26 protein-coding genes are annotated in these 26,961 nt (G+C 62.8%); 7 read left to right on the top strand and 19 right to left on the bottom strand.

Translation table 11 applies throughout. The features are described from left to right. Positions 1-61: 61 nt before the first annotated feature. From GJ668_RS15800 to GJ668_RS15810, 4 genes are all read right to left on the bottom strand, one after another. Positions 62-664 (bottom strand): choice-of-anchor N protein, encoded by a 603-nt coding sequence (locus GJ668_RS15800; protein WP_155451099.1) that lies wholly within the window; start codon positions 662-664, stop codon positions 62-64. A gap of 366 nt (positions 665-1,030) precedes the next feature. Then, the gene (locus GJ668_RS20140) at positions 1,031-1,168 is read right to left on the bottom strand and encodes a hypothetical protein (protein WP_186343150.1); all 138 of its coding nucleotides are present in this window, start codon (positions 1,166-1,168) and stop codon (positions 1,031-1,033) included. Beyond that, positions 1,107-1,409: a hypothetical protein gene (locus GJ668_RS21295; RefSeq protein WP_425482503.1), complete on the bottom strand. Its 303-nt coding sequence runs from the start codon at positions 1,407-1,409 to the stop codon at positions 1,107-1,109. The genes GJ668_RS20140 and GJ668_RS21295 overlap by 62 nt, the downstream gene beginning before the upstream one ends. A gap of 30 nt (positions 1,410-1,439) precedes the next feature. After that, positions 1,440-2,636: an RtcB family protein gene (locus tag GJ668_RS15810; protein ID WP_155451100.1), complete on the bottom strand. Its 1,197-nt coding sequence runs from the start codon at positions 2,634-2,636 to the stop codon at positions 1,440-1,442. Positions 2,637-2,788: 152 nt separating this feature from the next. Here GJ668_RS15810 and arfB point away from each other — a divergent pair, with 152 nt between their 5' ends. Continuing rightward, the gene (gene arfB, locus GJ668_RS15815; protein ID WP_155451101.1) at positions 2,789-3,208 is read left to right on the top strand and encodes an alternative ribosome rescue aminoacyl-tRNA hydrolase ArfB; all 420 of its coding nucleotides are present in this window, start codon (positions 2,789-2,791) and stop codon (positions 3,206-3,208) included. Positions 3,209-3,235: 27 nt separating this feature from the next. Here arfB and GJ668_RS15820 read toward each other — a convergent pair whose 3' ends face one another. From GJ668_RS15820 to dnaE, 5 genes are all read right to left on the bottom strand, one after another. Further along, positions 3,236-4,303 carry an ADP-ribosylglycohydrolase family protein gene (locus GJ668_RS15820; protein WP_155451102.1) on the bottom strand — a complete coding sequence of 356 codons (1,068 nt, stop codon included), beginning with the start codon at positions 4,301-4,303 and terminating at the stop codon, positions 3,236-3,238. Next, complete coding sequence (locus tag GJ668_RS15825; protein WP_186343151.1) at positions 4,296-4,826, bottom strand: DUF4184 family protein; 531 nt, start codon at positions 4,824-4,826, stop codon at positions 4,296-4,298. Before GJ668_RS15825 ends, GJ668_RS15820 begins: the two co-directional genes overlap by 8 nt. A gap of 170 nt (positions 4,827-4,996) precedes the next feature. Next, entirely contained in the window at positions 4,997-5,362 is a 366-nt protein-coding gene (locus tag GJ668_RS15830; protein ID WP_155451104.1) for a helix-turn-helix domain-containing protein, read from the bottom strand. Between the two features lie 360 nt (positions 5,363-5,722). Continuing rightward, positions 5,723-6,019: a type II toxin-antitoxin system HigB family toxin gene (locus tag GJ668_RS15835; protein ID WP_155451128.1), complete on the bottom strand. Its 297-nt coding sequence runs from the start codon at positions 6,017-6,019 to the stop codon at positions 5,723-5,725. After that, positions 5,949-10,007, bottom strand: a complete 4,059-nt coding sequence (gene dnaE, locus GJ668_RS21120) for a DNA polymerase III subunit alpha (RefSeq protein ID WP_186343152.1) — start codon at positions 10,005-10,007, stop codon at positions 5,949-5,951. Before dnaE ends, GJ668_RS15835 begins: the two co-directional genes overlap by 71 nt. Before the next feature lie 292 nt (positions 10,008-10,299). On the opposite strand from dnaE, the gene GJ668_RS15850 reads away from it, so the two are divergent. Continuing rightward, entirely contained in the window at positions 10,300-11,622 is a 1,323-nt protein-coding gene (locus GJ668_RS15850; RefSeq protein ID WP_155451105.1) for a YhjD/YihY/BrkB family envelope integrity protein, read from the top strand. A 17-nt stretch (positions 11,623-11,639) separates the two neighbouring features. Here the strand turns inward: GJ668_RS15850 and GJ668_RS15855 are convergent, their stop codons facing one another. Genes GJ668_RS15855 through GJ668_RS15875 form a run of 5 tightly spaced genes read right to left on the bottom strand, consistent with a single transcriptional unit; the run spans position 11,640 to position 15,989 of the window. Then, a complete protein-coding gene (locus GJ668_RS15855) occupies positions 11,640-11,930 on the bottom strand; it encodes a hypothetical protein (RefSeq protein ID WP_155451106.1) in 291 nt (96 codons plus the stop codon). Beyond that, the gene (locus tag GJ668_RS15860) at positions 11,930-12,949 is read right to left on the bottom strand and encodes an alpha-E domain-containing protein (protein WP_155451107.1); all 1,020 of its coding nucleotides are present in this window, start codon (positions 12,947-12,949) and stop codon (positions 11,930-11,932) included. Before GJ668_RS15860 ends, GJ668_RS15855 begins: the two co-directional genes overlap by 1 nt. 13 nt (positions 12,950-12,962) lie before the next feature. Next, the gene (locus tag GJ668_RS15865) at positions 12,963-14,420 is read right to left on the bottom strand and encodes a circularly permuted type 2 ATP-grasp protein (RefSeq protein ID WP_155451108.1); all 1,458 of its coding nucleotides are present in this window, start codon (positions 14,418-14,420) and stop codon (positions 12,963-12,965) included. Next, positions 14,417-14,902 (bottom strand): ATP-dependent zinc protease family protein, encoded by a 486-nt coding sequence (locus tag GJ668_RS15870; protein WP_155451109.1) that lies wholly within the window; start codon positions 14,900-14,902, stop codon positions 14,417-14,419. Before GJ668_RS15870 ends, GJ668_RS15865 begins: the two co-directional genes overlap by 4 nt. Before the next feature lie 25 nt (positions 14,903-14,927). After that, positions 14,928-15,989: a response regulator gene (locus tag GJ668_RS15875; RefSeq protein ID WP_155451110.1), complete on the bottom strand. Its 1,062-nt coding sequence runs from the start codon at positions 15,987-15,989 to the stop codon at positions 14,928-14,930. A 110-nt stretch (positions 15,990-16,099) separates the two neighbouring features. On the opposite strand from GJ668_RS15875, the gene pgl reads away from it, so the two are divergent. Then, positions 16,100-16,786 carry a 6-phosphogluconolactonase gene (pgl, locus tag GJ668_RS15880; protein WP_155451111.1) on the top strand — a complete coding sequence of 229 codons (687 nt, stop codon included), beginning with the start codon at positions 16,100-16,102 and terminating at the stop codon, positions 16,784-16,786. Between the two features lie 12 nt (positions 16,787-16,798). Here pgl and GJ668_RS15885 read toward each other — a convergent pair whose 3' ends face one another. Then, the gene (locus GJ668_RS15885) at positions 16,799-17,473 is read right to left on the bottom strand and encodes a uracil-DNA glycosylase family protein (protein WP_155451112.1); all 675 of its coding nucleotides are present in this window, start codon (positions 17,471-17,473) and stop codon (positions 16,799-16,801) included. Positions 17,474-17,668: 195 nt separating this feature from the next. On the opposite strand from GJ668_RS15885, the gene GJ668_RS15890 reads away from it, so the two are divergent. Beyond that, positions 17,669-18,220 carry a Uma2 family endonuclease gene (locus GJ668_RS15890; protein WP_155451113.1) on the top strand — a complete coding sequence of 184 codons (552 nt, stop codon included), beginning with the start codon at positions 17,669-17,671 and terminating at the stop codon, positions 18,218-18,220. Positions 18,221-18,283: 63 nt separating this feature from the next. Next, positions 18,284-20,374, top strand: a complete 2,091-nt coding sequence (locus tag GJ668_RS15895) for an ABC transporter substrate-binding protein (protein WP_222930800.1) — start codon at positions 18,284-18,286, stop codon at positions 20,372-20,374. On the opposite strand, the gene GJ668_RS15900 is transcribed toward GJ668_RS15895, so the two are convergent. Genes GJ668_RS15900 through GJ668_RS15915 form a run of 4 tightly spaced genes read right to left on the bottom strand, consistent with a single transcriptional unit; the run spans position 20,349 to position 25,044 of the window. After that, on the bottom strand, positions 20,349-20,609 hold the full coding sequence (locus tag GJ668_RS15900; protein WP_155451114.1) for a Txe/YoeB family addiction module toxin: 261 nt from the start codon (positions 20,607-20,609) through the stop codon (positions 20,349-20,351). The genes GJ668_RS15895 and GJ668_RS15900 overlap by 26 nt on opposite strands. Next, the gene (locus GJ668_RS15905; RefSeq protein ID WP_155451115.1) at positions 20,602-20,856 is read right to left on the bottom strand and encodes a type II toxin-antitoxin system Phd/YefM family antitoxin; all 255 of its coding nucleotides are present in this window, start codon (positions 20,854-20,856) and stop codon (positions 20,602-20,604) included. Before GJ668_RS15905 ends, GJ668_RS15900 begins: the two co-directional genes overlap by 8 nt. 51 nt (positions 20,857-20,907) lie before the next feature. Beyond that, positions 20,908-23,313 (bottom strand): hypothetical protein, encoded by a 2,406-nt coding sequence (locus GJ668_RS15910; RefSeq protein WP_155451116.1) that lies wholly within the window; start codon positions 23,311-23,313, stop codon positions 20,908-20,910. Between the two features lie 57 nt (positions 23,314-23,370). Beyond that, on the bottom strand, positions 23,371-25,044 hold the full coding sequence (locus GJ668_RS15915; protein WP_155451117.1) for a glutamine--tRNA ligase/YqeY domain fusion protein: 1,674 nt from the start codon (positions 25,042-25,044) through the stop codon (positions 23,371-23,373). A gap of 107 nt (positions 25,045-25,151) precedes the next feature. Here GJ668_RS15915 and GJ668_RS15920 point away from each other — a divergent pair, with 107 nt between their 5' ends. Both GJ668_RS15920 and GJ668_RS15925 read left to right on the top strand, forming a co-directional pair. Continuing rightward, complete coding sequence (locus GJ668_RS15920) at positions 25,152-25,463, top strand: DUF1840 domain-containing protein (protein WP_155451118.1); 312 nt, start codon at positions 25,152-25,154, stop codon at positions 25,461-25,463. 148 nt (positions 25,464-25,611) lie between these two features. Continuing rightward, positions 25,612-26,949: a TerD family protein gene (locus GJ668_RS15925; protein WP_155451119.1), complete on the top strand. Its 1,338-nt coding sequence runs from the start codon at positions 25,612-25,614 to the stop codon at positions 26,947-26,949. Positions 26,950-26,961: the final 12 nt, after the last annotated feature.

Genomic DNA, 26,961 nt, shown 5'->3' on the forward strand with positions numbered 1-26,961 from the left:
GCTTCTTGCTTATGGCAGAGATATTTATTATATACTCAAACAGGTATTTTGTTAAAATTATTTAATAGATGTACTTAATAACTCCATCACCAGATCCGCTGCCTTGAAAATCAGGAATATCAGTCAACCCATCAGGCTGGCCGTTTTTAGCAACTGTATAAGAAAAAGGACCAAAAATATTTCCTAAATCAAAGAATAGAAAATCAGAAACATCATTTTTAACAGGGTAGTGATTGTTAGGAAAATAACTATCTTGGCCAAATAAAAATGGATCTAACACATTACCACCCATGGTAATGGATAAACCGGAACCATCTTTGCCATTTAGAATTCCATTTTCAACAGAGGCGATAAGTATTGCGCCTTTTCCATTAAAGCTAGATAACGTCGAATCAAGATTAGACCAATCATCACCAAGCAGCGAACCTTCTGCATATTGCCCGCCTAGCTGAAAAACATCTTTTTTCCAGGCACCCGCTACAGCAAGCATAAATGAATTTCCTGAAGCAAACGCCGTGTCTTCATCACTGCCTTGAGTGCTATTAGCAATGTAATCTGTACAACTCGAATCTGTACATGCGCCCACCTGTAAGATAGGAACGGCTTGCAAGGATGGCGCCGAAAAAACCAAGAGCGCCACTGTTATAAAATTAAGTTTTTTCATGACAAAGCTCCTGACAGCAGCTAAATTTGTTAGTCGTAAATTTAAAAGCAAAGATCAAAGAAAAAACAACTTCTTCACCAAAGCGCACGCTGTAAAAAAATCGATCACTATTCGCTCGTTCCCATGCTCCAGCTTGGCTGGTCACACGCGACCTCAGAGCGAGGGAGCCAAAAATGCGGTGATCGAAACGATAATCAAGGCTGGCCGCCTTCCGACCCCAACTCGGCCCAGGAAAGCATCATTCGTCGATGCTCTTGTGCTGCCGAACCTTTTCTACCTCGAACTCGGGCGATGGCGCGATTCAGGCGTTCGACATTGCGGAACCAGGATGACCTGGATAACATACATACGTTCAAGTATGTACATTCAAAAATTATGAGCACCTCGATCACCCGTGTCTTCATGAATGGCAACAGCCAAGCCGTGCGTATCCCGGCTGAATTCAGGCTCGACACTTAGCGTGTAGAGATCCGCCGCACGGCGGATGGCGATCTCGTACTCCATCCACTGCGCCAAGGTCTTGGTAGACCGGACGTTTGTAAGAAATCCTGACACTCTCGGCTCCCAACAGTTGGCGCAACGGCTTGAGCAGCGCATCGGCAGGACGAACACGCCAAGCATTCCCCAACATCAGTTCCCCAACCGCGCCAGGACGACGGTAGATCAGCCGAATCAGCAGACTCGTCTCGCGCCCCGTATCGCGATGGGCGAACAGGGTCTCGACCTCGCTCCAGTCCGCACGCATAGGCGACACAGACGACTGGCATTGGCGACCTCACCCCTTGATGCAGACCAGTTGCTTGAGCGTATGCACGACTTCGACCAGATCGGCCTGATTGGCCATGACCTGGTCGATGTCCTTGTAGGCGCCGGGGATCTCGTCGAGCACGCCCCTGTCCTTGCGGCAGATCACACCCTGAGTCTGAGCTTCCAGATCCGCCGGTGTAAACTGCTTCTCAGCCGCCGTGCGACTCATGCGCCGCCCGGCACCGTGGGCGCTGGAACAGAAGCTCTCGGGATTCCCCTGGCCGCGCACGATGTAGCTGCGCGCGCCCATGCTGCCCGGTACGATCCCCAGCTCGCCGTCGCGCGCCCGGATCGCGCCCTTGCGCGTCACCCAGACATTGGCCCCGAAGTGATGTTCGCGCTCGACATAGTTGTGATGGCAGTCGATGACCGCATCGGTCAGCTCGAAGGCCGGCAGATGCCGTTCGAGCGCGGCCAGCACCAGGAGCATCATCTGTTCGCGATTGGCGCGCGCATAGGCCTGCGCCCAGGACACGGCCGCGACATAGTCATCGAAGTACTGGGTGCCCTCGGGGAAGTAGGCCAGATCGCGGTCGGGGAGCCGGATCATCCAGCGCTGCATCTCGCGCCGCGCCAGATCGATGAAATAGGTGCCCATGGCGTTGCCGATGCCGCGACTGCCCGAGTGCAGCATGACCCAGATCCGGTCGTCCTCATCGCGGCAGACCTCGATGAAGTGATTGCCGCTACCGAGCGTGCCGAGCTGGTTGACCCAGTTGTCGAAGCGCTTGAACGCCTTGCGCAGTTGGGGATGCGTGTCGGTCAGCGCTGCCAGAGGGTCGGCGAAGGGCTCGGCGGCCTGGGTGCGGGCGCGGTCGTCGCGGTGCTGATCGCGTCCGACCGGTACGTCGCGGCTGATCTGATCGAAGACGCGCTTGAGTGTCGAGGCGTCGAGCCGATCGGCCGTCAGTGAGGTACGCACCGCCGCCATGCCGCAGCCGATATCCACACCGACGGCTGCCGGGATGACGGCCTTGTCGGTGGCGATCACGCTGCCGATGGTGGCGCCCATGCCGGCATGGACATCCGGCATGGCGGCGATATGACGATGGATGAACGGCAATGTGGAGAGGTTGACCAACTGCTCGCGCGAGCGCGCGTCCAGCTCGTCGGTCCAGACCTTGATCGGCGTGTCGCCGTCGGTGATCACTTGCTTAATGGTCATGTCGGTTCCTGTCGCTCGAAGCGACGGAGGTGGAACTGTATGGCTTCACGGCCTTGAGTAGCGACGGATTCAGGCCGGCTCTGAGGAAAAGTATAACCCGCCGATTCACGATGCCCTGTCGCGCTTCGCCCGCGCCTGTCACAATCCACACCATGCTCCAGATCACGCCCACAGTGTTCATCCCCGATGCCGAGTTGTCCGAGCGCTTCATCCGTGCGCCCGGACCCGGTGGTCAGAACGTCAACAAGGTTGCGAGCGCCGTGCAACTGCGCTTCGATGCCGCCCGCTCATCGGCCCTGCCCGAGGACGTCCGCCGCCGTCTGGTGCAGTTGGCGGGACGGCGCGCCGATCAGGACGGCGTCATCACCATCGAGGCTCATCGTTTTCGCGAACGCGAGCGCAATCGCGAGGATGCACGCGAGCGGCTGGTCGGTCTGATCCGTCAGGCGCTCCACCGTCCCAAGCGGCGCATCGCCACCAAGCCGACCCGGGCCTCGCGCGAACGGCGGCTCCAGGCCAAGCAGGTGCAGAGTCGGCGCAAGCAGCAGCGGCGCCGACCGTTGGATGACTGATGCTTGAGGCGTTGGTCGATGCGCGATTCAGTACGGCGGCCCCAGACGCCGGAAGCCATGGGCCAGCACCACCAGCAGGAAGAACGCATTGCGGATCAGCACAGCGGGCACGAACAGCGGTAGCGGTCGCACGGAGGTTACTGGTGTCCGGCTTGCGGCCAGACGCTCGCCGAGCCGTTCCAGCCAGGCGATCGAGCGCGGCCATTCGATCACGCCGTTCAGCCAGTCGTCCGGAATCCCGGATCGTCCCACGGCGGCGCCGAGAATCCCCCCGACGATGGCAGCGGTCGAGTCGGTATCGCCGCCGCAGCGGATGACGGCCCCGACGGCGGCCCGGTAATCGCGCGGATGCGACAACCAGGCGTGCAGGGCCACCGGCACCGTATGACAGACATAGCCCGAGACGCCGCGCGCCAATCCCAGACCCTGGGCAAAGGCTTCGTTCGACTCGCCCTGGTTGACCGAATCGACGGCGCGTTCGATCAGGGTCGTGAGCGTTTGACCCTCGGTCCCGAGTGACGTGCGCACCTCGGCGAGATAGCGTACTGGGTCGACCGGACCCGCGCCGGCCATCCGCGCCGCCCAGGCCACAGCCCAGGCTCCCTGCTCGGCCAGGGGATCGGTATGGGTCAGACGGGCGCTGGCGCGAACCAGGACGCGCAGTGATTCCGGATCGGCGATCGTCACGCCCAGGATGGCCGCGCGCATGGCCGGACCATTGCCGGCCGAATAGACCCCGCTGCGCTCGGGGCGAATCCCGATCCAGAGACGCAGGATCGCCCGCAGTGTGGCCCAGCCGACACCGGCCGGCAGCCCCAGAAACCACCAACGCAACCGCCAGGCCAGTGAGCGGCGGAAGCGTTCCGGGTCGCCGCTACTGGCGATCAGGGCTTGTGCGACCATGGCCGTGTGCTCGGTGTCGTCCGATACCAACCCCCAGCGCCCGAGTAGTCGCTGACGCTCCGGTGGGCCAAGCAACCGCGCGGCGCGCTGGGGCGACAGTCCCTCATAGGGCAGACCCAGTGCATCTCCTACGGCCGTGCCGAGCAGGCAGCCGACGATGGCTGTGCGATCGGGGATGGATGGATCAGGCATGGCGGCCTCCAGGACGCTCGAACCAACTGCGGAGCAGCCAGACAGCGGCTCCGAGGACGCCGCTGAGCACACAGCCCCAGAACAGCGCCGACATCGGTATCGCTCCCAGCCAGCCATTGGCCGATGACCAGGGCGACAGTGGCTGCATGTCGGCGTGCATGAGACTGTCGAGCGCCACATGCGAGAGCGTTCCACTCAAGGCGCCCAGCATGACCGGGCCGCGCGCCAGGATCGCCGGTCGAACCAGTCGGTCGAGACGATAATAGGTCAGCTCTCGATTCCAGCGGCGCAGGATCGGTCGTCCCAGCGGTGGCGTGATGACGGCAACAGCCAGTCCGATGACCAGCGCGGCCGGATAGGTGTGGGTGATGCCATGCAGGATCGGCGCACCGGACAGGAGTCCGATCAGTGGTTCGAGATCCATAGCCACTTGGGCCAGAACGAAGGCCAGCAGACTGAAGCGGTCGCCGAGTCCGGCCTTGAGAGCGATTCCCGGTCCCAGATGCAGGGGGGTGAACGGCATGCGTATGCTCATTCTGAGTCAGTGCGGATCCAGCCAGTTTAGCGCAAACCGCTACACACGGATCCGGGCTTCACCGAAGACTCCCGGACAGTTCGGGGCGAGACTTGACACCTTGAAGGCCGCAAAAGTTGATGGTGCAGAAAGGGTATCGGCGGGATGAGTGCGCCGGATCAAATTGAATGAGCTTGCGACAGCAGGCTTTCATAGGGGATGCGCAGACCATCGTGCAGGCGTTTGATCATCCGCAGGCTCAGGGGCCGCTTGCGGTTCAAGATCTCCGAAACTCGACCGCTCGAACCGATATAGGGTTCCAGATCCTTTGGGGCCAACCCCTGCTGCTCCATGCGAAATTTGATCGCCTCGACCGGATCGGCCGGCCCGATTGGATAGTGCCGGTTCTCGCAGGCTTCGACCAAAGCGACCAGGATCTCCATTTCATCCGCTTCCGCCGATCCTTCGGGCGCCTGGAAAATGGCTTCGAGACGCTCGAAAGCGGCGCGCAGGTCGTCATCGTTCCGAATCGGCTTAATATTCATCGGTTCATCCGCGAGAAACCCCGTCCTTCAGGCCGGGGAGGGATAGCGGCTACGACCGTGCAGCCGCCGGAAACAGGTGCAGGCTTTCCACCTGCCGGGCCGTGAGGCTCTGCCCGTAAGGGCCTGGTGACGGACCACGCCTCGCGACGTGGTCGCTCCCCTCGCCAATGTGTGCAACCGGCTCCCGCTTGCGCGGCGATCAAGACCTTCAACGCTTTACCTTTCGTCAGCCTGATCCCGACCTTTCAGAGCGGCGGACTGAGGAAGCATCCGCCGGTGAGTCTTAGCGACCTGTGGCACACGTAGCCCCTTTCGACCCTCCTGGTCAGGCGGGCTGAGGCTGGTCAACCCAGCTTGCTCTCACAAGCTCCAGCCTTCAGGCCGGGGTAGTTGACTGACCGTCTCCACGTCGATTTCGTCATACCGTGCATGGATACCGATGAACTTGACCCAGGCAATGCCGGCCCGGTACTGCATCTCCACCACGAGCCGGTACTTGTTGCCGCCGATATTGAAAACGACACGGTGATTGCCGCAGATGCTGGCGTGCCGGTATCGTGGGGGTGATAGGACATACCGAACGCCCTCAGGACACCGCCCGCAGTCGCGGCGGCGACTGTAACTCGGATATGGGTGCCGGCTGGACCGGGCGCTCATAAGAGACGCGGACACTCTCGGCTCCCAGCAACTGGCGCAACTGCTTGAGCAGGGCATCGGCCGGACGAACGCGCCAGGCACTCCCCAGCATCAGCTCGCCGACCGCACCGGGACGACGATAGATCAACCGGATCGGCAGACTCGTCTCGCGCGCCGTATCGCGATGGGCGAGCAGGACCGCGCGCAGTTCCTCGACCCGCTCCAGCCCCCGCGCATGGACGGATGGATCGGACAGATCCAGCGTCAGGAGCAGATGATCGGCGGCGGTCGCGCGTGCCTCCTCAAAGGTGCGCACGCTGTCGGCGCGCAGCGACCAGGCGTCGCGGAACTCGTCGAAGTTGAGCGCGCCCGTGATGCTCAGGATCTGGTCGGCGACCAGCAGATGACGCGCCTGTTCATAGAGTTCGGAGAAGACCGTGGCCTCAATGCGCCCGGTACGGTCGTCGAGCACCACCGACCCCATGCGTCCGCGCTGGGTCTTGCCGTGCCGCACGCTGACCACCAGCCCAACGACGGTGCGTTTTTCGCGGTCGCGCCGGTCGCGGCGTCCGAGTTCGCGATCGGTCTCCAGCAAGCGGGCGATACGCGCCCCGCCCATCGCCTTGAGTTCGTCCTCGTAGCGGTCGATCGGATGTCCGGTGAGATAGAGTCCGAGCGTCTCCTTTTCGCCCTGGAGACGCTGTTCGTCCTCCCAGTCGGCGAGGGTCTCGCGGGCGAGCTGCGGGTCGCGTGTGGGTGGGCCGCTGGGTTCCATGACGCCAAACAGATCGACTTGCCCGGCGGCGCGGGTATTGCGGGACTGCTCAGCGGCCTTGAGCGCCAGCGGCAGATGGGCCATGAGCGTGGCACGGTTGGGGCCGAGTTCATCGAGCGCGCCGGCGCGGATCAGTGACTCCAGCACGCGGCGGTTGACCCGTTGCAGGTCGATGCGGCCGCAGAAATCCCAGAGGTCGCGGAAGGAACCGCCGGCACGACGCGCCTCCAGCATGGCCTCGATCGCCGACTCGCCCACGCCCTTGACCGCGCCCAGGCCATAGACGACGGTCTTGTCGTCGGCGATGGTGAAGTGATAGTCGGAGCGATTGATGGCCGGCGGCTCGACCCTGAGCTTCATCGTCCGGCATTCGTCGATCAGGGTTACGACCTTGTCGGTGTTGTCCATGTCCGCCGAGAGCACGGCGGCCATGAAGGCGGCCGGATAGTGCGCCTTGAGCCAGAGGGTTTGGTAACTGACTAAGGCGTAAGCGGCACTGTGACTCCTATTAAATCCATAACCAGAAAAATATTCCATTAAATCAAACACATGCGAGGCGAGCTGACCATCAATTCCTCGTGCTAGCGCACCCTGCTCAAAGGTTTCGCGCTGCTTGGCCATCTCCTCGGGTTTCTTCTTGCCCATGCAATTGTGGGCAATAAAATCGTTGGCGATAAAATTGTGATGTTTGGGAATGGTGAGATCGAAGACTTCCATCCGGCCTAGCGGGCGGATCGACTCGATTACATCCCACAAGATATCCGACTCGACGCCAATCCTTGACTGCGGTTCATCGCTTTCCAACGGCAACCGTGCCGCCAATCCGATCGTCTCGTCCTCGACAAAGCCCCCCAGCGGCTTCCACCCCATGAGCGTATAGAACAGATGCGTCGCCGTCGCCTGAATCCGGCGTCCGGTGCGTGTCGTGACCTCGAACACCTCCTGCACGCCATTGCGATAGACGGCGGCGATCGGTTGGCGCACGATCTTCTGGGTTTTCAGATCGAGCGCGAACACCTCGCGTCCGATCCAGACCTCGGGCGCGGCGGCGATCTCGGTCAGCGTCACTCGTCGCCCGGTCGCGGCATCGACGACCTCGGTCGAGCCGGCCAGACAGCGACGCAGAATATCCGCCCCACCGAGCGAATACCCCGCCAACACCTGCGCAATCTGCATCACCTGCTCCTGATACAGGATGATGCCGTAAGTGGGTTTGAGGATCGGCTCCAGATCCGGATGCGGATAGGCGACCTCGGCGCGTCCATGCTTGCGCTCGATGAAATCATCGACCATGCCCGATTGCAGCGGACCGGGCCGGAACAGCGCCACCAGCGCCGTGATCTCGTCAAAGCTGTCGGGCTGGAGCTTCTTGATCAGCTCCTTCATACCGCGCGATTCGAGCTGGAACACCGCCGTCGTTTCACAGCGCTTGAGCAGATCGAAAGCGTCCCGGTCGCGCGGGTCGATGCGCTCGATGTCGAGCGGCGGCTCGCCCTGGGCGGCGCGCCCGGCATTGATGGTCTTGAGCGCCCAATCGATGATGGTCAGCGTACGCAACCCCAGAAAGTCGAACTTGACCAGCCCGACCTGTTCCACGTCGTCCTTGTCGAACTGCGTGACCAGATTCACCCCGCCCGGTTCGCAATAGAGCGGCGCGAAATCGGTCAGGATCGTAGGCGCAATCACCACGCCACCCGCGTGCTTGCCGGCGTTGCGCGTCAGCCCCTCCAGCGTGCGCGCCATGTCGAGCAGGGCGCGCACCTCCTCGTCCTGGTCATAGGCACGCTTGAGATCCTCGCTCTCCTTGAGCGCCTTCTCCAGCGTCATCCCCAGCTCGAAGGGCACCATCTTGGCGATCTTGTCGACGAAGCCATAGGGATGCCCCATGACGCGCCCGACATCGCGCACCACCGCCTTGGCCGCCATGGTGCCGAAGGTGATGATCTGCGACACCGCCTCACGCCCGTACTTGCGTGCCACATAGTCGATGACCCGATCGCGCCCTTCCATGCAGAAGTCGATATCGAAGTCGGGCATGGACACGCGCTCGGGATTAAGAAAGCGCTCGAACAGCAGCTCATGCTCGATCGGATCGAGATCGGTGATCTTGAGTGCATAGGCCACCAGCGAGCCGGCGCCCGAGCCGCGCCCCGGCCCGACCGGAATGCCGTTGTCCTTGGCCCACTGGATGAAGTCGGCCACGATCAGGAAGTAGCCGGGGAAGCCCATCTGGATGATGACGTCCAGCTCGATCTTGAGCCGTTCCTCGTAGACCCGGCGCCGCTCGGCATACTCAGGCGCGGTGCGATCGAGAATCCGCTCCAGACGCCATTCCAGACCCCGGCGCGACTGCTCGGCAAAGAAGCTGTCGGTGGTCATGCCCTCGGGCACCGGGAACACCGGCAGATAGTTCTTCCCCAGCCGGAGTTCCAGGTTGCAGCGCTTGGCGATCTCGACCGTGTTCTCCAGCGCCTCGGGCAGATCGGCGAACAGCTCGGCCATCTCGGCCGGAGTGCGCAGATACTGCTCCTCGCTGTAATCGCGCGGGCGGCGCGGGTCGTCGAGGGTACGGCCCTGGTTGATACAAACACGCGCCTCGTGGGCCTCGAAGTCACTGGCGGCGAGAAAACGCACGTCGTTGGTCGCCACCACCGGCACGCCGCGCCGGATGGCTAAATCGACGCTGGCCTCGATCAGCTCGCCTTCCAGAGCGCGCCCGGTGCGCATCAGCTCCAGGTAATAGCGATCCCCGAACACCGACAGCCAGGCGTCGAGCCGCTGCTCGGCGATCGCGTCCCGGCCCTTGAGCAACGCCTCGGCCACATCGCCACGTAGACCGCCCGAGAGCGCGATCAAGCCCTGATGGGCCTCCAGGATCCAGTCGCGCTCGACCTGCGCCACACCCAGATGCTGCCCCTCGACGAAGCCGCGCGAGATCAGTCGCGTCAGGTTGCGATAGCCCGGCTCGTCCTGCGCCAGCAGCACCAGGCGATGCGGCTGATTGGCGTCCTCCGGATTGCGCACCCAGAGATCCGCGCCCGCGATCGGCTTGACCCCCGTACCCACAGCGGCCTTGTAGAAACGCACCAGCGAGAACAGATTGCCCTGATCGGTGACAGCGACCGCCGGCATTCCGGCCGCCGCGACCGTCTTGACCAGCGGCTTGATACGCACCAGGCCATCGACCAGCGAATATTCGGAATGCAGATGCAGATGAACGAAAGTTGGGTCCACGGGAGTCCTGCGCGACGGCTGAAAAGGAGGGCAACCCCGAGCGGGGGGACGCTAGTCTAACGGCCAGCACCGCGCCTGTCCGAAACGGAAAAATCCATCAAAAATGGATTCGGGATAGGCGCCTGACAGCGGAGCTGGAAAAGTCGCCTGAGATCCGCGACTTGGACTAGCTCCGTTCGGCAAGATGCCGCCCATGATCGCCAACCGAGCGGCTCCCGGCATTTGAAAAGCCTCAACACTCCGACTAGGCTGGCTGGATTGAGTCCAAGTATCGAGCTGTCAGGCTGCCGACATGACGCACACGTCAACCCTCCAGACGCGACTGGAAACCCTGCTCTGGGGCCAGGATCTAGACCAGTTACCACCCTGGCAGGTCCACGCCATCCAGATCGGGCGGCTCGTCCACGCCGTGGCGCGCGATCTGACACAGGGCCATCTGACGCTCTACGCCATGAGCCTGGTCTACACCACATTGCTGTCGCTGGTGCCGCTGCTGGCGGTCAGCTTCTCGGTGCTCAAGGGCTTTGGCGTGCACAACCAGATCGAGCCGCTGCTGGCCAATGCGCTCGAACCGCTCGGCGAATCAGGCGTGGAAATCACACAGCAGCTCATCGGCTTCGTCGACCGCATGCAGGTCGGCGTGCTCGGCGCGCTGGGCGTGGGGATGCTGTTTTATACCGTGGTTTCGCTGATCCAGAAGATCGAGCAGTCGTTCAACCATGTCTGGCGCGTCGACGAAGTCCGCCCGTTCGCGCAACGCTTCACCCAGTATCTGAGCGTGCTGACCATCGGGCCGGTGCTGTTTTTCTCGGCCGTCGGTGTCTCGGCCTCGCTCGGCGGCAATCCGCTACTACGCTCGGTGATGGATTATGAGCCGGTGAGCTGGCTGATGGAGCTGGTGCGGCTGCTCGCGCCCTATCTGATGATCTCGGTGACCTTCACCTTCATCTACCGCTTCGTGCCCAACACCCAGGTGCGGCTGGTCTCGGCGCTGATCGGCGGTCTGGTGGCCGGTTTGCTGTGGCAGTCGGTCGGGGCGCTGTTCGCCCAGTTCATGGCCGGCTCGACCCAGTACACCGCCATCTATTCGAGTCTGGCGATCCTGATCCTGCTCATGATCTGGATCTATCTCGGCTGGCTGATCCTGCTCGTCGGCAGCAGCATTGCTTTCTATCAGCAACACCCGGAGTTGCTCGACTCGCCCGAGCGCGAGCCGGAGCCGAGTCCGCGCCAGCGTGAGCGTCTGGCCCTGATGATCGCCATGTCCATCGCGCGCACCCATCTTGCCGCCGAGCCGCCCCAGGATCGCCGAACCCTGGCCAAGGCGGTGCGCCAGCCGGAACGCACCATCCAGGCGTCCCTGAATCTGCTCGAGGACGCGGGCTATGTCGTGCGCACCGCGGCCGAGCCGGCCGGCTATGTGCTGGCGCGCCCGCCCGAGGACATCAGGGTGCTGGACATCCTGGAGCGGGTGCGCCATTGGGGCGAGCAGCGGATGGGAGCGGCCGGTCAGCCGATCGAGCCGGCGATCACGGCGATCGAATCCCGGATCGAAACGGCCCTGGGCGAAAGTCTGAAGGATCTGACGCTGCGTGATCTGACGACCGAGGCTTGATCCCGGATCGATTGGATTCAGGCCAGATTGCCGATCAGAAAGAGCGCGGCAAAGATGGCGCACAATGGCCCGGCGAGCCACAGCGAGACCTGACTGAGCCGGCGCCCGGTGACGAAGCGCAATCCGACAATGCCCAGAATCAAGCCCAGAATGCCGGTCGCCATGCCCGAGAAGAACAGCGTCTGGACACAATCGGTCTGGCAGGTACGCCCATCATAGGGGCCGGAGAGCATGGCCGCGGCGCTCAGGGCGGTCAGCGTCCAACCGGCCAGGGCCAGCAGGATCGCGGGCAGTGAAGCGATATTCATCATCCTCTCTCCTCTTTTTTATTTTCTCGCGCAGTCGTTGTCGTTTGTACTTGCGACTGTGACTGCGATGGCGACTTCGGCTCAAGCTCCGGCGGCGGCAGGAACCAGGTGCGCGCGATCTCATCATGCAGGTCGCCGACACCGATCTGGAACTCGTCGATGAAACTCTTGAGCTGCTGCTGATTGAGCCGTCGCGGCTCCACGCCCTCCAGCATGCGCTTGAGACGTCCAGCGATCCGTAATGTCGCCTCATTGCGCGGCAGCTTCTCCAGACTCTTGCGTAGCGACTCCAGGCTGTAATTGACTGAGCGCGGAAAGACCGGATGCTGGAGCAGAAAACGCAACACCGGTCCGCGCAATACCCGGATCTGCTCACTGCGCCGATAGGCCTGGTAGCCGGTGAGCGACTTGAGCACGCTGACCCACTGAATGGTCTCGAACGGACGCAGCTCGGTGGTCTCCTCGGGCAGCAGATTGGCCGAGCGCACGTCGATGATGCGCGTGGTCATGTCGGTGCGCTCGATGAAGCGCCCCAGATGCAGGAAGTCATAGCCCTGATCGTGCAGCATGGTCCCCGACAGCATGCCGGTCATGGTCTGCGCGCCCTGGATGAGATGCTTGAGATAGACATGACGCCCGCTCTTGGTCAGCCCCTTGGGCAGCTCGTCACGCGCATAGAGATAGAGTTCGTTGAGCAGCTCCCAGGACTCGCGCGGCACGAAGTCGCGAATGGTGCGGCAGTTTTCGCGCGCCGCGCTCAGGGCCGAGAGGATGGAACCGGAGTTGCGCTCATCGCCGATCAGAAAGCGCACCACCTGGCGCTCGCCATAGTCCTTGTAGTGCTCCTCAAACAGCGCATTGGCGCCCGTGATGTCGATCAGCGGACGCCAGCCGGGGGCGATGCCGCGCGGCAGGTCGAGCAAGAGGTTGGCATTGACGCTGACGATGCGCGCCGTGTTTTCCGCGCGCTCGACATAGCGCGACAGCCAGTAGATGTTTTCAGCAACACGCGACAGCATAAACCCGACTCCATCAATCTTTAGCGCAATCCGGCAGGATCCAGGTGTCCTTGCTCCCGCCGCCCTGTGACGAGTTGACCACCAGCGACCCCTTGCGCATGGCCACCCGCGTCAGTCCGCCCATGGTCACCTGCTGGCGGTCGGCCGAGAGGATGAAGGGGCGCAGATCCACATGCCGGGGTTCGAGCTTACGCCCGATGATGGTTGGCACCGTCGAGAGCTTGAGCGCCGGCTGGGAGATGTAGTTGCGCGGATCCTTCTTGATCAGCTCGGCGAAACGCTCGCGCTCGGCCTTGGTCGAGGCCGGGCCGACCAGCATCCCGTAACCGCCGGACTCGTTGGCCGGCTTAACGACCAGTGTTTCCATATGTTCGAGCGTATAGGCCAGCGAGTCTGAGTCCATGCACCTGTAGGTCGGCACATTGGGGATGATGGGATCGGCGTCGAGATAGTAGCGGATGATCTCGGGGACGAAGGCATAGACCACCTTGTCGTCGGCCACGCCGGCGCCCGGCGCATTGGCCAGGGCGACCTTACCCGCCTTCCAGGCCCGCAGCAGACCGGGCACACCGAGCGCCGAATCGGGCAGGAAGGCTTCGGGATCGAGAAAGAGATCATCGACGCGCCGATAGATGACGTCGACCCGCTCGGCGCCATCGACGGTGCGCATATAGACACAGTCGTCATCATCGACGAACAGATCGCGCCCTTCGACCAGCTCGCAGCCCATCTGCTGAGCCAGATAGGCGTGCTCGAAATAGGCGGAGTTGTAGATGCCGGGCGTCAGCACCACGACCTCGGGATAGTCGGCCGGGCGCGGCGAGAGCGCCGCCAGGGTGTCGAAGAGTTGCGAGGGATAGTCGTCGACCGGCAGCGGGGCGTAATGCTCGAACAGCTCGGGGAAGACGCGCTTGGTGACCAGCCGGTTCTCCAGCATGTAGGACACGCCCGAGGGCACGCGCAGATTGTCCTCCAGCACATAGATGGTCCCATCGGCGTCGCGCACCAGATCCGAGCCGCAGATGTGCGCCCAGATCCCGAGTGGCGGATTCACGCCGACGCATTGCGGTCGAAAATTGACCGACTTGGCCAGCACCTCGGCCGGAAAGACACCATCAGCGATGATGCGCTGATCGTGGTAGAGGTCGTCGATGAAGAGGTTGAGTGCCTGGACGCGCTGGCGAAGTCCGGCTTCGACCCGATCCCATTCGGACTGGGGGATGATGCGCGGGATGATGTCGAAGGGCCAGGTGCGGTCGATCGCCCCACCCTCCTCCGAATAGACGGTGAAGGTGATGCCCATTTCCTTGATGGCGACATCGGCCGCCTCCTGGCGCGTGACCAGCTCATCATGGCCGAGATCCTCCAGATCCTGGAGCAGACCATCGACACAGTCGCGCGCCTTGCCGGGCGCCTCGACCAGCTCGTCGTAGAAATCCTCGCAGGAATAGTCGTTCCAATCGATGCTCATGATTTATTCATCCCATACAATTCCCAGGGCTGTCGTGCCCGACCGGTCACGAAGGATCGCTCAGGGTTCACCAGGGCGTGACCGGCGATGGCCGTTCGTCCCAGGAGCATCCGAAACAACATGCTCTCGCGATTGGTCAGGGTCAGCTCGATCGGCCAGTCCAGACCGGCCAGCGCCAGACGGGTCTCGATGATATAGCGCTCTTCGCGATGCCCGCCCGAATCCGAGATCTGACGCTGGTCGATCACCAGCGCCTCGCTATGGACGACGACATCGGCGCGATGCTGGAGCGGGTGCACGCCGAAGCGCGCATACAGTTGCCCGCCACGCCGAAACGTATCGACATAGAAAGCGTGCAGGGTCGAGGTGCGCGCGCCCGTGTCGATTTTCGCCTTGATCGCCGGCAGTCCCAAATCAGGCAGCGCCAGCCATTCGCGCCAGCCCAGGATCAGTTCGGGGATCACTCGCTCGGGATGGCTCATCGCGTGTCGCTGAAACGCTTGGCGCTCACGTCAGGCGGCTGAGCAGATAGTAGACCGCCCCCGCCGCGCCCATCCCGAGCAGCGCGGCCAGCACGATGAGACCATAGACCGGCCCCATGGCTGGCAGTCGTTCTTCCAGTGACTGAATGGACTGCTGCGCGGTGGCGAGGGCGGCATCTACGACCTCCTTGGACTCGCGCCGCGCCATGCCCACCGCTTTGCGCGCGATCTCGTCGGCGTCCGAGCGCTCATGATCTTCGCTCACCGCCGCTTGGGCCAGGGTCTCGCTGAGACGCTTGTCGACCCAGTCCTGGATGTGGGTGCGCTCGGTCTGGATGGCACGCTTGATGAGATCCGGCAGGGTCTCGGTAGCCAGGCGCGTCGAGATTGCCTGGAGATCAGCCATGGTCGGCTGGGGTGCCGCCGACTGTCTGGCCGAGTGCTCGTTGGCCTGGCGCTCTTCGATCAAACGCGCGGACTCATTGAGTACGGTCTCGTTGAGTTCACGCCTCAGCTCATCGAGCATCGGCGAGAGCAGGCGGGGCAGACGCTCTTCCAGACGCAATTCGAACAGCCTGATGATCGCCTCTTCCGACAATCCCGGCGATACGACCGGTGGTGCAGCGGGTGTGGTCGGCGGCGTTTCGGCTGGCTTGGGTTCGACGGGTGCACTGGCGGCGGGCTTGCCGGCGGCTGGTGCCGGCGCCTTCGCCGTGATGGACGCAAGTTCGGTCTGCAATCGACCCATCATCTCGGGCAGCAGCTCGGGCGCGGCCGATTTAGGCAGAATGCCGAAGACGCCCTTCTTCTGGGCGGTGGCGACAAATTCGGGCTCTTCGTGCGAGGTGCACATGATGATCGGAATGGCCGCCGTGCGCGGATCTTCGCGGATCACTTCCAGCGCCTCGAAGCCGTTGAGCCCCGGCATCATGTGATCCATGAGGATGGCGTCGGGCAACTCGCCCTTGAGCTTTTCAAAAGCCGCTTCGGCCGATTCGGCCATGTCGACTTCGACGCCCTGTTTCTGGAGTTGGAGCCTGAGCGCATAACGCGCCGATTTGGAGTCGTCGACCAGGAGTATCTTCATTGGGCCATCGTTTCCATGATCAGATGAACGGGTTGACGCGAACCCAGCTAACCCAAAACGGTTTATCGCTGAGTCAAACCACGCCGCGCGCGCAATAGGATAACCAAACCATGCCCGATACCAGCCTCGACTTCCAGTCTTTCGCTTCAGCCGAGCAGATCGCCGAGACGACGGCCCGCCGGCTGCTCGATGCCGCCGAGCGCGCCATCGCTGAGCGCGGGCGCTTTCAGCTCGTCCTGGCCGGCGGGCGTACCCCGCTGGCGGCCTATCGCCGGCTCGTCGACCAGCCGGCGGACTGGGCGCGCTGGCACATTTTCTTCGGCGACGAGCGCTGTCTGCCGGCGGATGATCCTGAGCGCAACAGTCTGGCCGCGCGCGAGGTCTGGCTCGACCGGGTACCGATTCCGCCGGACAATATCCATCCCATCCCCGCCGAACTCGGCGCCGAGACGGCCGCCGCACGCTATGCCGAGCTGATCCGCGACCGGCGCCCCTTCGATCTCGTGTTGCTGGGACTCGGTGAAGATGGGCACACCGCGAGCCTCTTTCCAGGCCATCCAATTCAGGAGGCGGCCCTGGTGATTCCGGTCTACGGCGCGCCTAAGCCACCGGCCGAGCGCGTCTCCCTGACACCTCTGGCCCTGGGATCGAGTCGTGCTATTTTGATCCTGGTCACGGGTCGAGGCAAGCACGAAGCCTTGGCGCGCTGGCGCGCGGGGGCCGATCTGCCTGTCTCCAGGATCATCTCCGCCGGCCGTCTGGAGGTGCTGATGGATGCCGAGGCGGCGGACGGCTGATCTTACATCGGGCTAAGCGCACGGGATCGGGTCCGATTCGGCGTCCAGCACCGCGTGCCAGGCCGGATGCGCGGCGATCAGGTCGAGTGCCTGGGCCAGGAGCGTGCGTCCCGGCTCCATCTTAAACCAGGTCGAGGCGCCGGACGGATGCGGCAGCGGGATGACATCGGCCTCCCAGCCCTCGGGCGAGCGATAGGTCCATTGGTGGCCGATGACGTCGTTCAGACGCGACACCGGCATGAGTTGCGCGATGGCGAGCTTGCCGACCGGCAGCAGCAGGCGCGGACGCAACAGTTCCAGCTCGCCGCGCCACCAGTGCTCGCAGCGAGCCACCTCGTCACGATCCGGCACCCGGTCGCCGCCCTTGGGATTCTTGCCCGGAAAGCAGCGACAGACGGCGCTCATCAGGATGCGCGCGCGAAAGGCAGTCTCGTCGAGTCCGAGCGGGGCGAACCAGTTGAACAGCGTCTTGCCGGCGGTCCAGCAGAAGGGCTTGAGTTGTTCGATCTCGCGCGTGCCGGGCGCCTGCCCGATCAGCATCACGGGCGACAGCACCGATTCGCTGTGGACCGCCGGCCCATACATCTTGGGGCAGCGGCGGCAGGTCTCCAATTCGGCGTGCAGGGCGAGCAGCGCGGCTTGGCGCGTGTCGCGTTCAATCGTCGTGTTCGGTAATTCAGTGGTCATCGTATGATTGGGCGTCTCGCGTGAGATTCGTTCCGGTCGCTCCGGCGTTTGAAGTGCGGGCGTTTCGGTCGCTATTTTGGGCGCCGTATGACGAAACCGCCATCGCGTTCCGCCGGTGGACCGACCGGGGTGCTGGAGTCGGCGGGTCGGTTGCGCGAATATACCCAGGTTTCGATCCATTGCCGGAGGCGTCCCATGGAAGCACTGAAACTCAACACGATCGACGATCTGCTCCTGTCCCCGGAAGAGCGGATGGAACTGATCGGCGGAGACATCGTGCGTCGGCCGATGGCACGCATTGCCCACGGCGTCGCACAGGGCAACCTGCGCGGCGAACTGTATCCATTCGGCGGCCGCGATGGACACGGCGGCGGCTGGTGGTTCGCCACAGAGGTCAGCGTCGCCTACGAGGTCCACGAGTGCCCATCGCATGATCTGGCCGGCTGGCGTCGGGAGCGTCTGCCCAGGCTACCCAGCGGCGTCATCGATCTGCCGCCGGATTGGGTCTGCGAGATCGTCTCGCCCGGACATGAGAAGAAAGACACCCTGGTGCTGCCGCTGCTGCTCAAGCGACATCGCACGCCCGATTACTGGCTGATCTGGCCCGAGGAACGGCGGCTGATCGCCTACCGACTCATCGATGGCGACTGGCGCGAGATCGCGACGCTCGAAGGGAGCGGACGCGCCCCCATCCCGCCCTTCGAGGCCATCGAACTGGATCTGGATGCCCTGCTCGGCACGAGCTGAGTGGCGCGGGAGGGACGGCGAAACAGGCTCAGGCGTTCCCATCCGTCACCGAGGACAGCACGCATGTTGATTCGCTGTGAAATTTCGGCTTGTGTGCGTTCGATGTGGTACGGCTTTCTATTCGTCTGCACGCTGGCCCAGGCCGGCGAACCGGCCCAGGCACTGGAGACCGTCAGCCTTCAGCTCAAGTGGAGCCATGCCTTTCAGTTCGCCGGCTATTACGCCGCCCTGGAACAGGGCTACTACCGCGATGCTGGCCTGAACGTGCGTTTGCTGGAAGCCGGTCCCGGCATCGATGCGCTGGAATCCGTGCTGTCCGGCAAGGCCCAGTATGGCGTCGGCACCAGTAGTCTCTTGCTGGCGCGTGCCGCCGGGCAGCCGGTCGTGGTGCTGGCGGTGGTGTTTCAGCATTCGCCGCTGGTGCTGGTAGCGCGTCAGGATCTCGCCACTCTGGGCACCCAGGGTATCCACGACCTGGTTGGCAAGCGGGTGATGATCGAGCCACAGTCCGACGAACTGATCGCCTATCTGAAGCAGGAAGGCATCGGCCTCGACCGACTCGTTCAGGTGCCCCACAGTTTCGAGCCACAGGATTTGATCGCGGGGCAGATCGATGCCATGTCGGCCTATGTCACCAACGAGCCGTACTATCTCGAAGCTTCCGGCCTTTCCTATCAGACCTACACCCCTCGCAGTGTCGGCATCGATTTCTACGGCGACAATCTGTTCACCACTGAGGAGGAACTGAAGCATCATCCGCAGCGGGTGCGCGCCTTCCGCGAGGCCAGTCTGCGTGGCTGGCAGTATGCGATGGAGCATCCCGAGGAGATCGCCGACCTCATCCTCGCCAAGTATTCAAAACAGCATCCGCGCGACTTCTATCTGTTCGAGGCCGAGCGCATGGTGCCGCTGCTACGCACCGACCTGATCGAAGTCGGCTACATGAACCGGGGTCGCTGGCGCCATATCGCTGCGACCTATGCCGATCTGGGCCTGCTGCCCCGGAACTATGTGTTCGACGGTTTTTTGTACGAGCCGGACAGCCATCCCGACCTGACCAGGCTGTACATCGCCCTGGCCCTGCTGATGCTTGTGAGCGCCCTCGCCCTCTATATCCATCGCGCCAATCGCCGTCTCGCCCTCGCCCTTGACGCGAAGTCGCGCAGCGAGGAACGCCATCGGGTGATTTTCCAGACCACGGCCTCGGCGGGGGTCGTCTGGCGCGAGGGCTTCATCGTCACCGACTGGAATCGCCAGGCCGAAGCCCTGTTCGGCTGGCGGCGCGAGGAGGTGCTCGGTCGCCGCTTCGTGGAGTTCCTGCTGCCAGAGTCCGAGCGGGAGCGTCTGACGCCGCGATTCGGGCACATGGTTCGGGAAAACGTTCTGCCGCAAGGCGTCAACGATAATCTGACCCGCGACGGTCATGTGATCACCTGCGAGTGGTTCAACGCCTGGCTGCCTGAGCGTCCGGGTGAGCCGCGCGAGGTGGTGTCGCTGGCCAATGACATCAGCGAGCGCCGGCGGCTGGAGGAGGAGATCCGCCAGTTGGCTTTCTTTGATCCGCTCACGCGCTTGCCCAACCGGCGTTTGCTATTCGACCGCCTCGGTCGCGTGCTGGCTACGTTGCGGCGCGATGGCGGTCATGGCGCGCTGCTGTTCCTCGATCTCGACAACTTCAAGCCGCTCAACGATCGCTATGGTCATGCGGTCGGCGATCTGTTGCTCGTCGAGGTGGCGCAGCGTCTCGGTGAGTGTGTCCGTCATATGGATACGGTCGCACGCTTCGGCGGTGACGAATTCGTCGTGCTGCTGGGCAATCTGGACGACGATCAGGCACTGGCACAGGATCACGCGAAACGCATCGCGCGCAAGATCCTCGATCGGGTGGGTGAACCCTATCGGCTGGCGCGTGCGGATGTCGAGACAGCGATCGAGCACCACTGCACGGCCAGTATCGGCCTGGCGTTGTTTGATGCAGCGGCGGATGAGGAAGACATCCTGCGGCGTGCTGACACGGCGATGTATAAGGCCAAGGGCGCAGGACGCAACCGGATCGTGGTCGATAGCGGTTCACCCGGCGAAGCGTTGGACCGAGACGCCGCGAGCCATGTGGATCGTCGCGCTCATCTCAATAGTGGTAACGGCACGAAATGATTGTCAGGTATCTGTCGTCGACCGCATAGACCAATCTGTTGGTGTCGTCGATGCGGCGGGACCAAAATCCGGCGAGGTTTTCGCGCAAAGGCTCGGGTTTGCCGATTCCGGTGAATGGTGTGCGGAGCGTATCGGTCAGGAGGGCGTTGATGCGCTTCAGCGTCTTGCGATCCTGCGACTGCCAATAGAGATAATCGGCCCAGGCTTCGCCGGTCCAGGCAAGGCGTCTATCCATCGATCAATTCGCGTTCCTGGACTTCGCCGGCCTGATATTGCGCGATGGAGCGGGCCAGATGTGCCGCATTGGCCGGCGACCTGAGCAGATGCACGGTCTCCATCAGGCTATTGAAGTGTGCCAGGGACATCACGACCGCGTCATCGGCATGATGGCGGGTGATCACCGTATAGTCTGCATCGGCGGCGACGCGATCCAGAACTTCTTTGAGGTGGTTGCGGGCGTCGGAGAACGAGATGGTTTGCATGTGGGGCATCCTCTGTTCGTTGCGTGTTACGACACTGTGCAGTTGTAAGGACTAACCGAGCAGAAAACCATGCTCGAACACCTGGGGCCGCAGTTTGCGGCTCAGGGCGTCGTAAGCGGTCTTGAACGGCTCGAAGTCTACGGAGTCGTTGTCGCTGTTGGCTTCCAGTGCGCGACGGATCTGGTACCAGCCCGCGTCCGGGCGGTTGAGTTTGAATTCGTCGCGGATCTTTTTCTCGAAGCGGGTGCTGTGATAGCGCGTCCAGAGCGCGCGCCCGGCGTCCATGACGGCCTTGGCTTCCTTGGACAGCTTGAGTTTGTTCAGATAGCCGACCATGAAATCGGACTCGAAGCGCCCGGAGGCGCCGACCTCGTTCTCGCTGAAGGGGATGAAGTGGTTGACCAGCGACCAGGTTCGCCCGTTCCACTCCAGACCATCGGTGCCGGCTGACAGGTTGGAGCCGTTGAACAGCATCCAGATCAGGCAATCGGACTTGAAGGCGGGCGTGAGCGTGGCGCTGGGTTGCAGGAACTGGTCGCGATCATTGAGCCAGGTCGGTTTGATGAGCCGACGCACGGCGAAGACGATGGCGGCTTTTTCCAGGTTGTCCGGGGTGACGAAAAAGGCTCCGGCATTCCCGTAGCCGGAGGACAGCAGCGCCGTTCCGGTCGCGGCATGTTGCAAGTCGTTGCCGAAGCAGATCATGCTCCCGATCGCACCATCGGCCCATTTGTCGCCGCGTACATCCTTGGTGCTGGTGGTGGGCGTGAGGGCATTCTTGAGCGGCAAAGCCTCCTGCCGGTTGGAGCGCGGGCGCACGATCCACTTCGAGAGCGGCGCGCGATCCGGTTCGGGGTCGAAGGACTTCTCGCCGCTCGCCGTGCCGTCCTTGTCGAGTACCGTGGTCTGGATCTCCTGGAGCGGCAACGCCTTCGCGGTATCCCACACCAGAAAGCCGATCGGAAAATCGCCCTTGAGTCCATCGAAAGCGCGGCTGTGCACCACGAAGCCGCCGAGATAGCCGGCCTGCCACCGCTCACGGAAGGGCGCGAAATTGGGTGCGTTGACGTACTTGAGCGTGCTGAACATGGCCACCGTCGCCCCCGGCAGCTCGCGCTGGATGCGCACCAGAAACTGCACATACAGCTCGCGCGCCGCGTAGCCGAAGCCGTCCATGCTTGCACCGATGCGCGTACTGGCCACACCCTGCTTGGCCTCGGCGTTACGGCCATTGGCGGCGGTCGTGTTGTCGACGTTCATCGCCTCCGCATAGGGCGGATTGATGAGCACCAGGATCTTCTTCGCCCTCTTCTTCCGCGCCCGCAGATCAGCGATGGCCTCGCGCAGGGCCGGCGGCGCCTTGTCGGTCAGGCTGTAGTCGATCTCGCCGTCCGCGTTTACATCGTCGTTGAGATAGTCGTACTGAAAGCGCGTCGCCGCCACACAGGTCCGGCTGGCCGTCATCACGTCGATATCAGCCTGATCGAGCGTGCTCATGAACAGGTTGCGGTGGTTGGAATGCTTGACCTCCAGATTACCCACGCCGCAACACATATCCCAGACGAGGTAGTTCTTCTGCCAGTTGCGGCCCAGGATCGCGCCGAGCTGCGCATAGGCTTTGTCGACGATGTGCAGCGGCGTGTAGAACGCACCCTTGAAACTGCGCTCGTCGAGCGGCAGTAGACTGTCGCGCCGCTCCAGCAGATAGGCGCGATGCGCCTCTTCGGGCGGACGGTGATAGATGGCCCAAAAGCGTCGATAGCCCTGCTCGCTGGCCAGCTCATAGGTGCGACCATTGAGCAGGAACAGCGGATGGTCGCCCTCGTGCAGCAGCCGCGCCGGCAGATTGGCCATCGCCGCCTTGGCGCCGTCGTGCATGATGTCGGCAAAGAACAGCAGCGCATAGTCCGACGCGGCCACGCCGTCGAGTTCGCGCCCGATGCTCTCCACCCATTTGTCGAACACCTGACGCAGATTATCGGGCGTGATGGGCGTGCGGATCAGACGGCCTTCCCGGATCGCCTGCTTGACGGTGGAGATGAACGCCTGTTCATGCTCCGCCAGCCGGTAGACCACGAAATGGGTCTCGATGTGTGGCGCGACCTGAGCGGCGAAGGACTTCTCCGCCTTCGAGCCGGACTTGGGCCAGCGGATCGACTTATCATCCAGGATCGGCAACGCCCTGGCCGTCTCCATGATCGCGGCCTTCTCGCGGTCGATCACAGCCAGAAACGGCGGGATCGGCTCGCCCTTCTTGCGTGCGTCGCGCACATAGAACAGCAGTTGGGCGAACATCAGGATCGGCGGCGTGGGCGCGTCCTTGGACTCGAACCAGATTTCCTCGGTTCGGATGTCGATCAGTCCCTTGGTGTAGCGTTTCAGCCCGAGCGCCTTGATATAGGCGTCCTTGACGTCCTCTTCCGATTTGGCGCTAGCCAGTTCCGCGATCAGACTCATTCCGCCTACACCTCGGTTTTTAGCGTTCCCTATCGGCCCAAATACCATCCATCAGGATCAGTGATTGCTCTTGCCCCAGGTATCGCGCAAGCCGACGGTGAGATTGAACACCGGCCGTTCCGCGTTCGAGTCGGGATCGACGACGAAATAGCCCTCACGCTCGAACTGGAAACGCTCGCCCGGCAGCACGCCGCGCAGATTCGGTTCCAGCCTGACGCCCGTCAGCACTTGCAGCGACTCGGGGTTGAGATCGGCGCGATAGTCGCTCCCGCCCGCGCCCGGCATCGGCACATTGAATAACCGGTCATAGAGCCGAACCTCGGCGACCACCGCCTGCTCGGCCGCCACCCAATGGATCACGCCCTTGACCTTGCGCCCCTCGGGATTCTTGCCCAGGGTGTCGAGATCGGCCCAGCATCGCAGTTCGACGATCTCGCCGGCGTCGTTCTTGACCACCTCGTCACAGCGGATCACATAGGCCCCGCGCAACCGTACCTCGCCGCCCGGAATCAGCCGCTTGAAGCCCTTGGGTGGGGTCTCCTCGAAGTCGGCACGGTCGATATAAAGCTCGCGCGCGAAAGGCAGCGTGCGCGTGCCCAGCTCTGGATCCTTGGGATGATTGGCTAACTCGATGGTCTCGGTCCGGCCCTCGGGATAGTTGGTGAGCACGACCTTGAGCGGATTCAGGACCGCCAGCCGACGCGCGGCATTGGCATCCAGATCCTCGCGGATGGCGTTTTCCAGCATCGCCATCTCGACCCGGTTGTCGGACTTAGTGATGCCGATGCGCTCGCAGAAGACGCGGATCGCCGCCGGCGTATAACCGCGTCGGCGCAGACCGGCGAGCGTCGGCATACGCGGGTCGTCCCAGCCGTCGACATGCGATTCGCCGACCAGATCGGTCAGACGGCGCTTGCTCATCACGGTGTATTCGAGATTGAGCCGGCTGAACTCGATCTGACGCGGACGGCTCGGCACCGAGACATTGGCGATCACCCACTCGTAGAGCGGTCGATGGTCTTCGAACTCCAGGGTGCAGAGCGAATGGGTGACGCCTTCGAGCGCATCCGAGATCGGGTGCGTATAGTCATAGGTCGGATAGAGACACCAGGTGCTGCCGGTCTGATGATGCACCACGCCATGCTTGATCCGGTAGAGCACCGGATCGCGCAGATTGATGTTGGGCGAGGCCATATCGATTTTGGCGCGCAGGGTGTGCGAGCCGTCCGGGAACTCACCGGCCCGCATCCGCGCGAACAGATCCAGGTTCTCGGCCACCGAACGCGCGCGCCAGGGGCTGTCACGGCCCGGCTCGGTCAGAGTGCCGCGATACTCGCGCATCTCCTCAGCCGCGAGATCGCAGACATAGGCCAGACCCTTTTCGATCAGCTCGACCGCGAAGCCATAGAGCGGCTCGAAATAGTCCGAGGCAAAATAACACCGATCGCCCCAGTCGAAGCCCAGCCAGCGCACGTCGGTCTGGATGGCCTCGACAAACTCGAGGTTCTCCTTGTGCGGATTGGTGTCGTCGAAGCGCAGATTGCAGCGTCCGCCCAACAACTTGGCCAGGCCGAAGTTGAGCACAATCGATTTGGCATGCCCGATGTGCAGATAGCCGTTCGGCTCGGGCGGAAAGCGGGTGATAATCCGGTCATGCTTACCGGAAGCGAGATCCGCCTCGACGATCTGGCGGATGAAATGGGTGCGTGGCAACTCGGCAGCGTCGGTCATGATATCTCGGCAGGAGCTTGAGTGAAAATGATCAGCGCATTTTAAACGCGGCCCGCATTCGCCGCAGGCTTTATCAGTCCCAATCAGAAACAACGAGGAGGCCGCTCATGTTGATCCGCTTCGAGACCCCAGCCTATGCCACCATCACCATGTTCGGCGACGTGGCCGTCACCCTCATCAAGCTGATGGGACACAGCGGCGCCGTGCCGGGCGCGCTCCTGGCCGAAGACGTGCCGGCCGCGCTCGCACGGCTGAAGAACGCTGTCGCTGAGCATCCGGACGCCACGCTCGACCCTGACACGCCAAACCAACACCAGGGCGATGAGTCCCAGCACGTCAGCCTCGCCCATCGCGCCCTACCCCTGATCGAGCTGCTCGAAGCCGCCGCGCGCGATGGCGAAAATGTGATGTGGGAGTAAGGCCCTCGGCGCGGTCCCGAATCCAGGATCGGGATGGCGCCGTGTTGCGTATCCAAACAGCTTGCGGCATGGTATGCCCGGTTTTCGAACGTCGATCGAGACACTATCGAGGGGATGGCATGGAATCTCTGTCGCGCGAGTCGCCGAGATGAAGACACTGCCGAAGGGCGCAAATGCGCCGCTGGCCAGCTCGGGCACGGTGCGCGTCGAATTGGGTTGGCCGTCGGGTCGAGCGGCGCTGGATGCGGTGTGCTTCGCGGTCGGCGACAACGGACGGATTCCGAGCGACGACTGGTTTATTTTCTACAACCAGCGCCAGTCGCCCGGTGCGGTCGTCGATCTGGCGACAACCTTAGCCGGTCGCGCCGAGCTGCGCGTGCAACCGGAACGATTGCCGGCCGGCATTCAGCGTCTCGTCATCGCCGCCGCCATGACGGATGGCGCGTTTCGCGATCTGATCGGCACCCGACTCACAGTTACGCCCGCCTCCGGCGAGCCGCTCGCCTTCGAGTTGACCGAAGCAGGAGACGAACAGGCGCTCATCTTCGCTGAACTCTATCGCCACGGCACCGGCTGGAAGCTGCGCGCTGTCGGTCAGGGCTTTCGCGGCGGACTCCAGCCACTGGCTGAGCATTTCGGCGTGGCCGTTGCCGATGACGACCCGGAGACGTCCGCGTCTGTGCCGGCGCCAATCGAACCGCCCCACAGCCCGCCCATCCCACCGCGACCGATTCCACTTGAAGCCACTCCACCGCCAACGCCCGAGCCACGCCAGCGCCGCCCACGCCCTGGCTGGCTGACCTGGGGTCTGGCCCTGCTGATCCTGCTCGCCACCGCGACCGGCGCGCTGTGGCTGTTCAAGCCCGATTGGCTCGAAATCCCAGGCGAGCTATGGGCCGAAACACGCGATTATTTCGCCTATACATCGAGCACGAGCGCAACCCTCGACGCTCCTCAGCCGCCGACACCCGCGTCTACCGAGCGCGACAGTCGCACGACCGCTTCGCGCCCGCTCTCGACCCGCTATCAGGCGCCGACCTGCCCCTGGGACGATGCGCCGGTCTTCGAACGCTATCATGCGCTCGGCGAGAACTATGTCCGCATCCTGCAACGGGTCGAGCGCAGCAACAAGCTCCTGGGCAAGTGGCGCAATGAACTGCGCCAATCGGCCACGGACTGTCCGGCACCCTTCGTCGACGGCAACCGCCAGGAGGTCGAGCAACTGAGCCAGTTGCCGATCAGCGCCTGGATGGACGAGTCGATCAAGCTCAACAACTGCGCCGGACTCATGATCAAGCGTCTCGACAAAGAATTGAACCAGGAATCCAGACCCATCATCATCCAGCGTCTGGTGCGCGACGCCGACCGCGCGCGCAATCTCGAATCAGATCTGACCGACATCGCGCGCGACCTGGCCTATCTGCGCAACAAGACCTCGCGTCTGATCGATGGCTTCGAGGAGAACATCGAGGCCTGCGGCCTATGACCCAGTTCCAAG

Source organism: Allochromatium palmeri (assembly GCF_009720725.1).
GTDB lineage: Bacteria > Pseudomonadota > Gammaproteobacteria > Chromatiales > Chromatiaceae > Thermochromatium > Thermochromatium palmeri.

Excerpts from the sequence above, each read along its gene's own strand:
- GJ668_RS15800 (WP_155451099.1), bottom strand. The coding sequence starts at position 664 with ATGAAAAAACTTAATTTTATAACAGTGGCGCTCTTGGTTTTTTCGGCG.
- GJ668_RS20140 (WP_186343150.1), bottom strand. The coding sequence starts at position 1,168 with ATGGAGTACGAGATCGCCATCCGCCGTGCGGCGGATCTCTACACGCTA.
- GJ668_RS21295 (WP_425482503.1), bottom strand. The coding sequence starts at position 1,409 with ATGCGTGCGGACTGGAGCGAGGTCGAGACCCTGTTCGCCCATCGCGAT.
- GJ668_RS15810 (WP_155451100.1), bottom strand. The coding sequence starts at position 2,636 with ATGACCATTAAGCAAGTGATCACCGACGGCGACACGCCGATCAAGGTC.
- arfB (WP_155451101.1), top strand. The coding sequence starts at position 2,789 with ATGCTCCAGATCACGCCCACAGTGTTCATCCCCGATGCCGAGTTGTCC.
- GJ668_RS15820 (WP_155451102.1), bottom strand. The coding sequence starts at position 4,303 with ATGCCTGATCCATCCATCCCCGATCGCACAGCCATCGTCGGCTGCCTG.
- GJ668_RS15825 (WP_186343151.1), bottom strand. The coding sequence starts at position 4,826 with ATGCCGTTCACCCCCCTGCATCTGGGACCGGGAATCGCTCTCAAGGCC.
- GJ668_RS15830 (WP_155451104.1), bottom strand. The coding sequence starts at position 5,362 with ATGAATATTAAGCCGATTCGGAACGATGACGACCTGCGCGCCGCTTTC.
- GJ668_RS15835 (WP_155451128.1), bottom strand. The coding sequence starts at position 6,019 with ATGAGCGCCCGGTCCAGCCGGCACCCATATCCGAGTTACAGTCGCCGC.
- GJ668_RS15850 (WP_155451105.1), top strand. The coding sequence starts at position 10,300 with ATGACGCACACGTCAACCCTCCAGACGCGACTGGAAACCCTGCTCTGG.
- GJ668_RS15855 (WP_155451106.1), bottom strand. The coding sequence starts at position 11,930 with ATGAATATCGCTTCACTGCCCGCGATCCTGCTGGCCCTGGCCGGTTGG.
- GJ668_RS15860 (WP_155451107.1), bottom strand. The coding sequence starts at position 12,949 with ATGCTGTCGCGTGTTGCTGAAAACATCTACTGGCTGTCGCGCTATGTC.
- GJ668_RS15865 (WP_155451108.1), bottom strand. The coding sequence starts at position 14,420 with ATGAGCATCGATTGGAACGACTATTCCTGCGAGGATTTCTACGACGAG.
- GJ668_RS15870 (WP_155451109.1), bottom strand. The coding sequence starts at position 14,902 with ATGAGCCATCCCGAGCGAGTGATCCCCGAACTGATCCTGGGCTGGCGC.
- GJ668_RS15875 (WP_155451110.1), bottom strand. The coding sequence starts at position 15,989 with ATGAAGATACTCCTGGTCGACGACTCCAAATCGGCGCGTTATGCGCTC.
- pgl (WP_155451111.1), top strand. The coding sequence starts at position 16,100 with ATGCCCGATACCAGCCTCGACTTCCAGTCTTTCGCTTCAGCCGAGCAG.
- GJ668_RS15885 (WP_155451112.1), bottom strand. The coding sequence starts at position 17,473 with ATGACCACTGAATTACCGAACACGACGATTGAACGCGACACGCGCCAA.
- GJ668_RS15890 (WP_155451113.1), top strand. The coding sequence starts at position 17,669 with ATGGAAGCACTGAAACTCAACACGATCGACGATCTGCTCCTGTCCCCG.
- GJ668_RS15895 (WP_222930800.1), top strand. The coding sequence starts at position 18,284 with ATGTTGATTCGCTGTGAAATTTCGGCTTGTGTGCGTTCGATGTGGTAC.
- GJ668_RS15900 (WP_155451114.1), bottom strand. The coding sequence starts at position 20,609 with ATGGATAGACGCCTTGCCTGGACCGGCGAAGCCTGGGCCGATTATCTC.
- GJ668_RS15905 (WP_155451115.1), bottom strand. The coding sequence starts at position 20,856 with ATGCAAACCATCTCGTTCTCCGACGCCCGCAACCACCTCAAAGAAGTT.
- GJ668_RS15910 (WP_155451116.1), bottom strand. The coding sequence starts at position 23,313 with ATGAGTCTGATCGCGGAACTGGCTAGCGCCAAATCGGAAGAGGACGTC.
- GJ668_RS15915 (WP_155451117.1), bottom strand. The coding sequence starts at position 25,044 with ATGACCGACGCTGCCGAGTTGCCACGCACCCATTTCATCCGCCAGATC.
- GJ668_RS15920 (WP_155451118.1), top strand. The coding sequence starts at position 25,152 with ATGTTGATCCGCTTCGAGACCCCAGCCTATGCCACCATCACCATGTTC.
- GJ668_RS15925 (WP_155451119.1), top strand. The coding sequence starts at position 25,612 with ATGAAGACACTGCCGAAGGGCGCAAATGCGCCGCTGGCCAGCTCGGGC.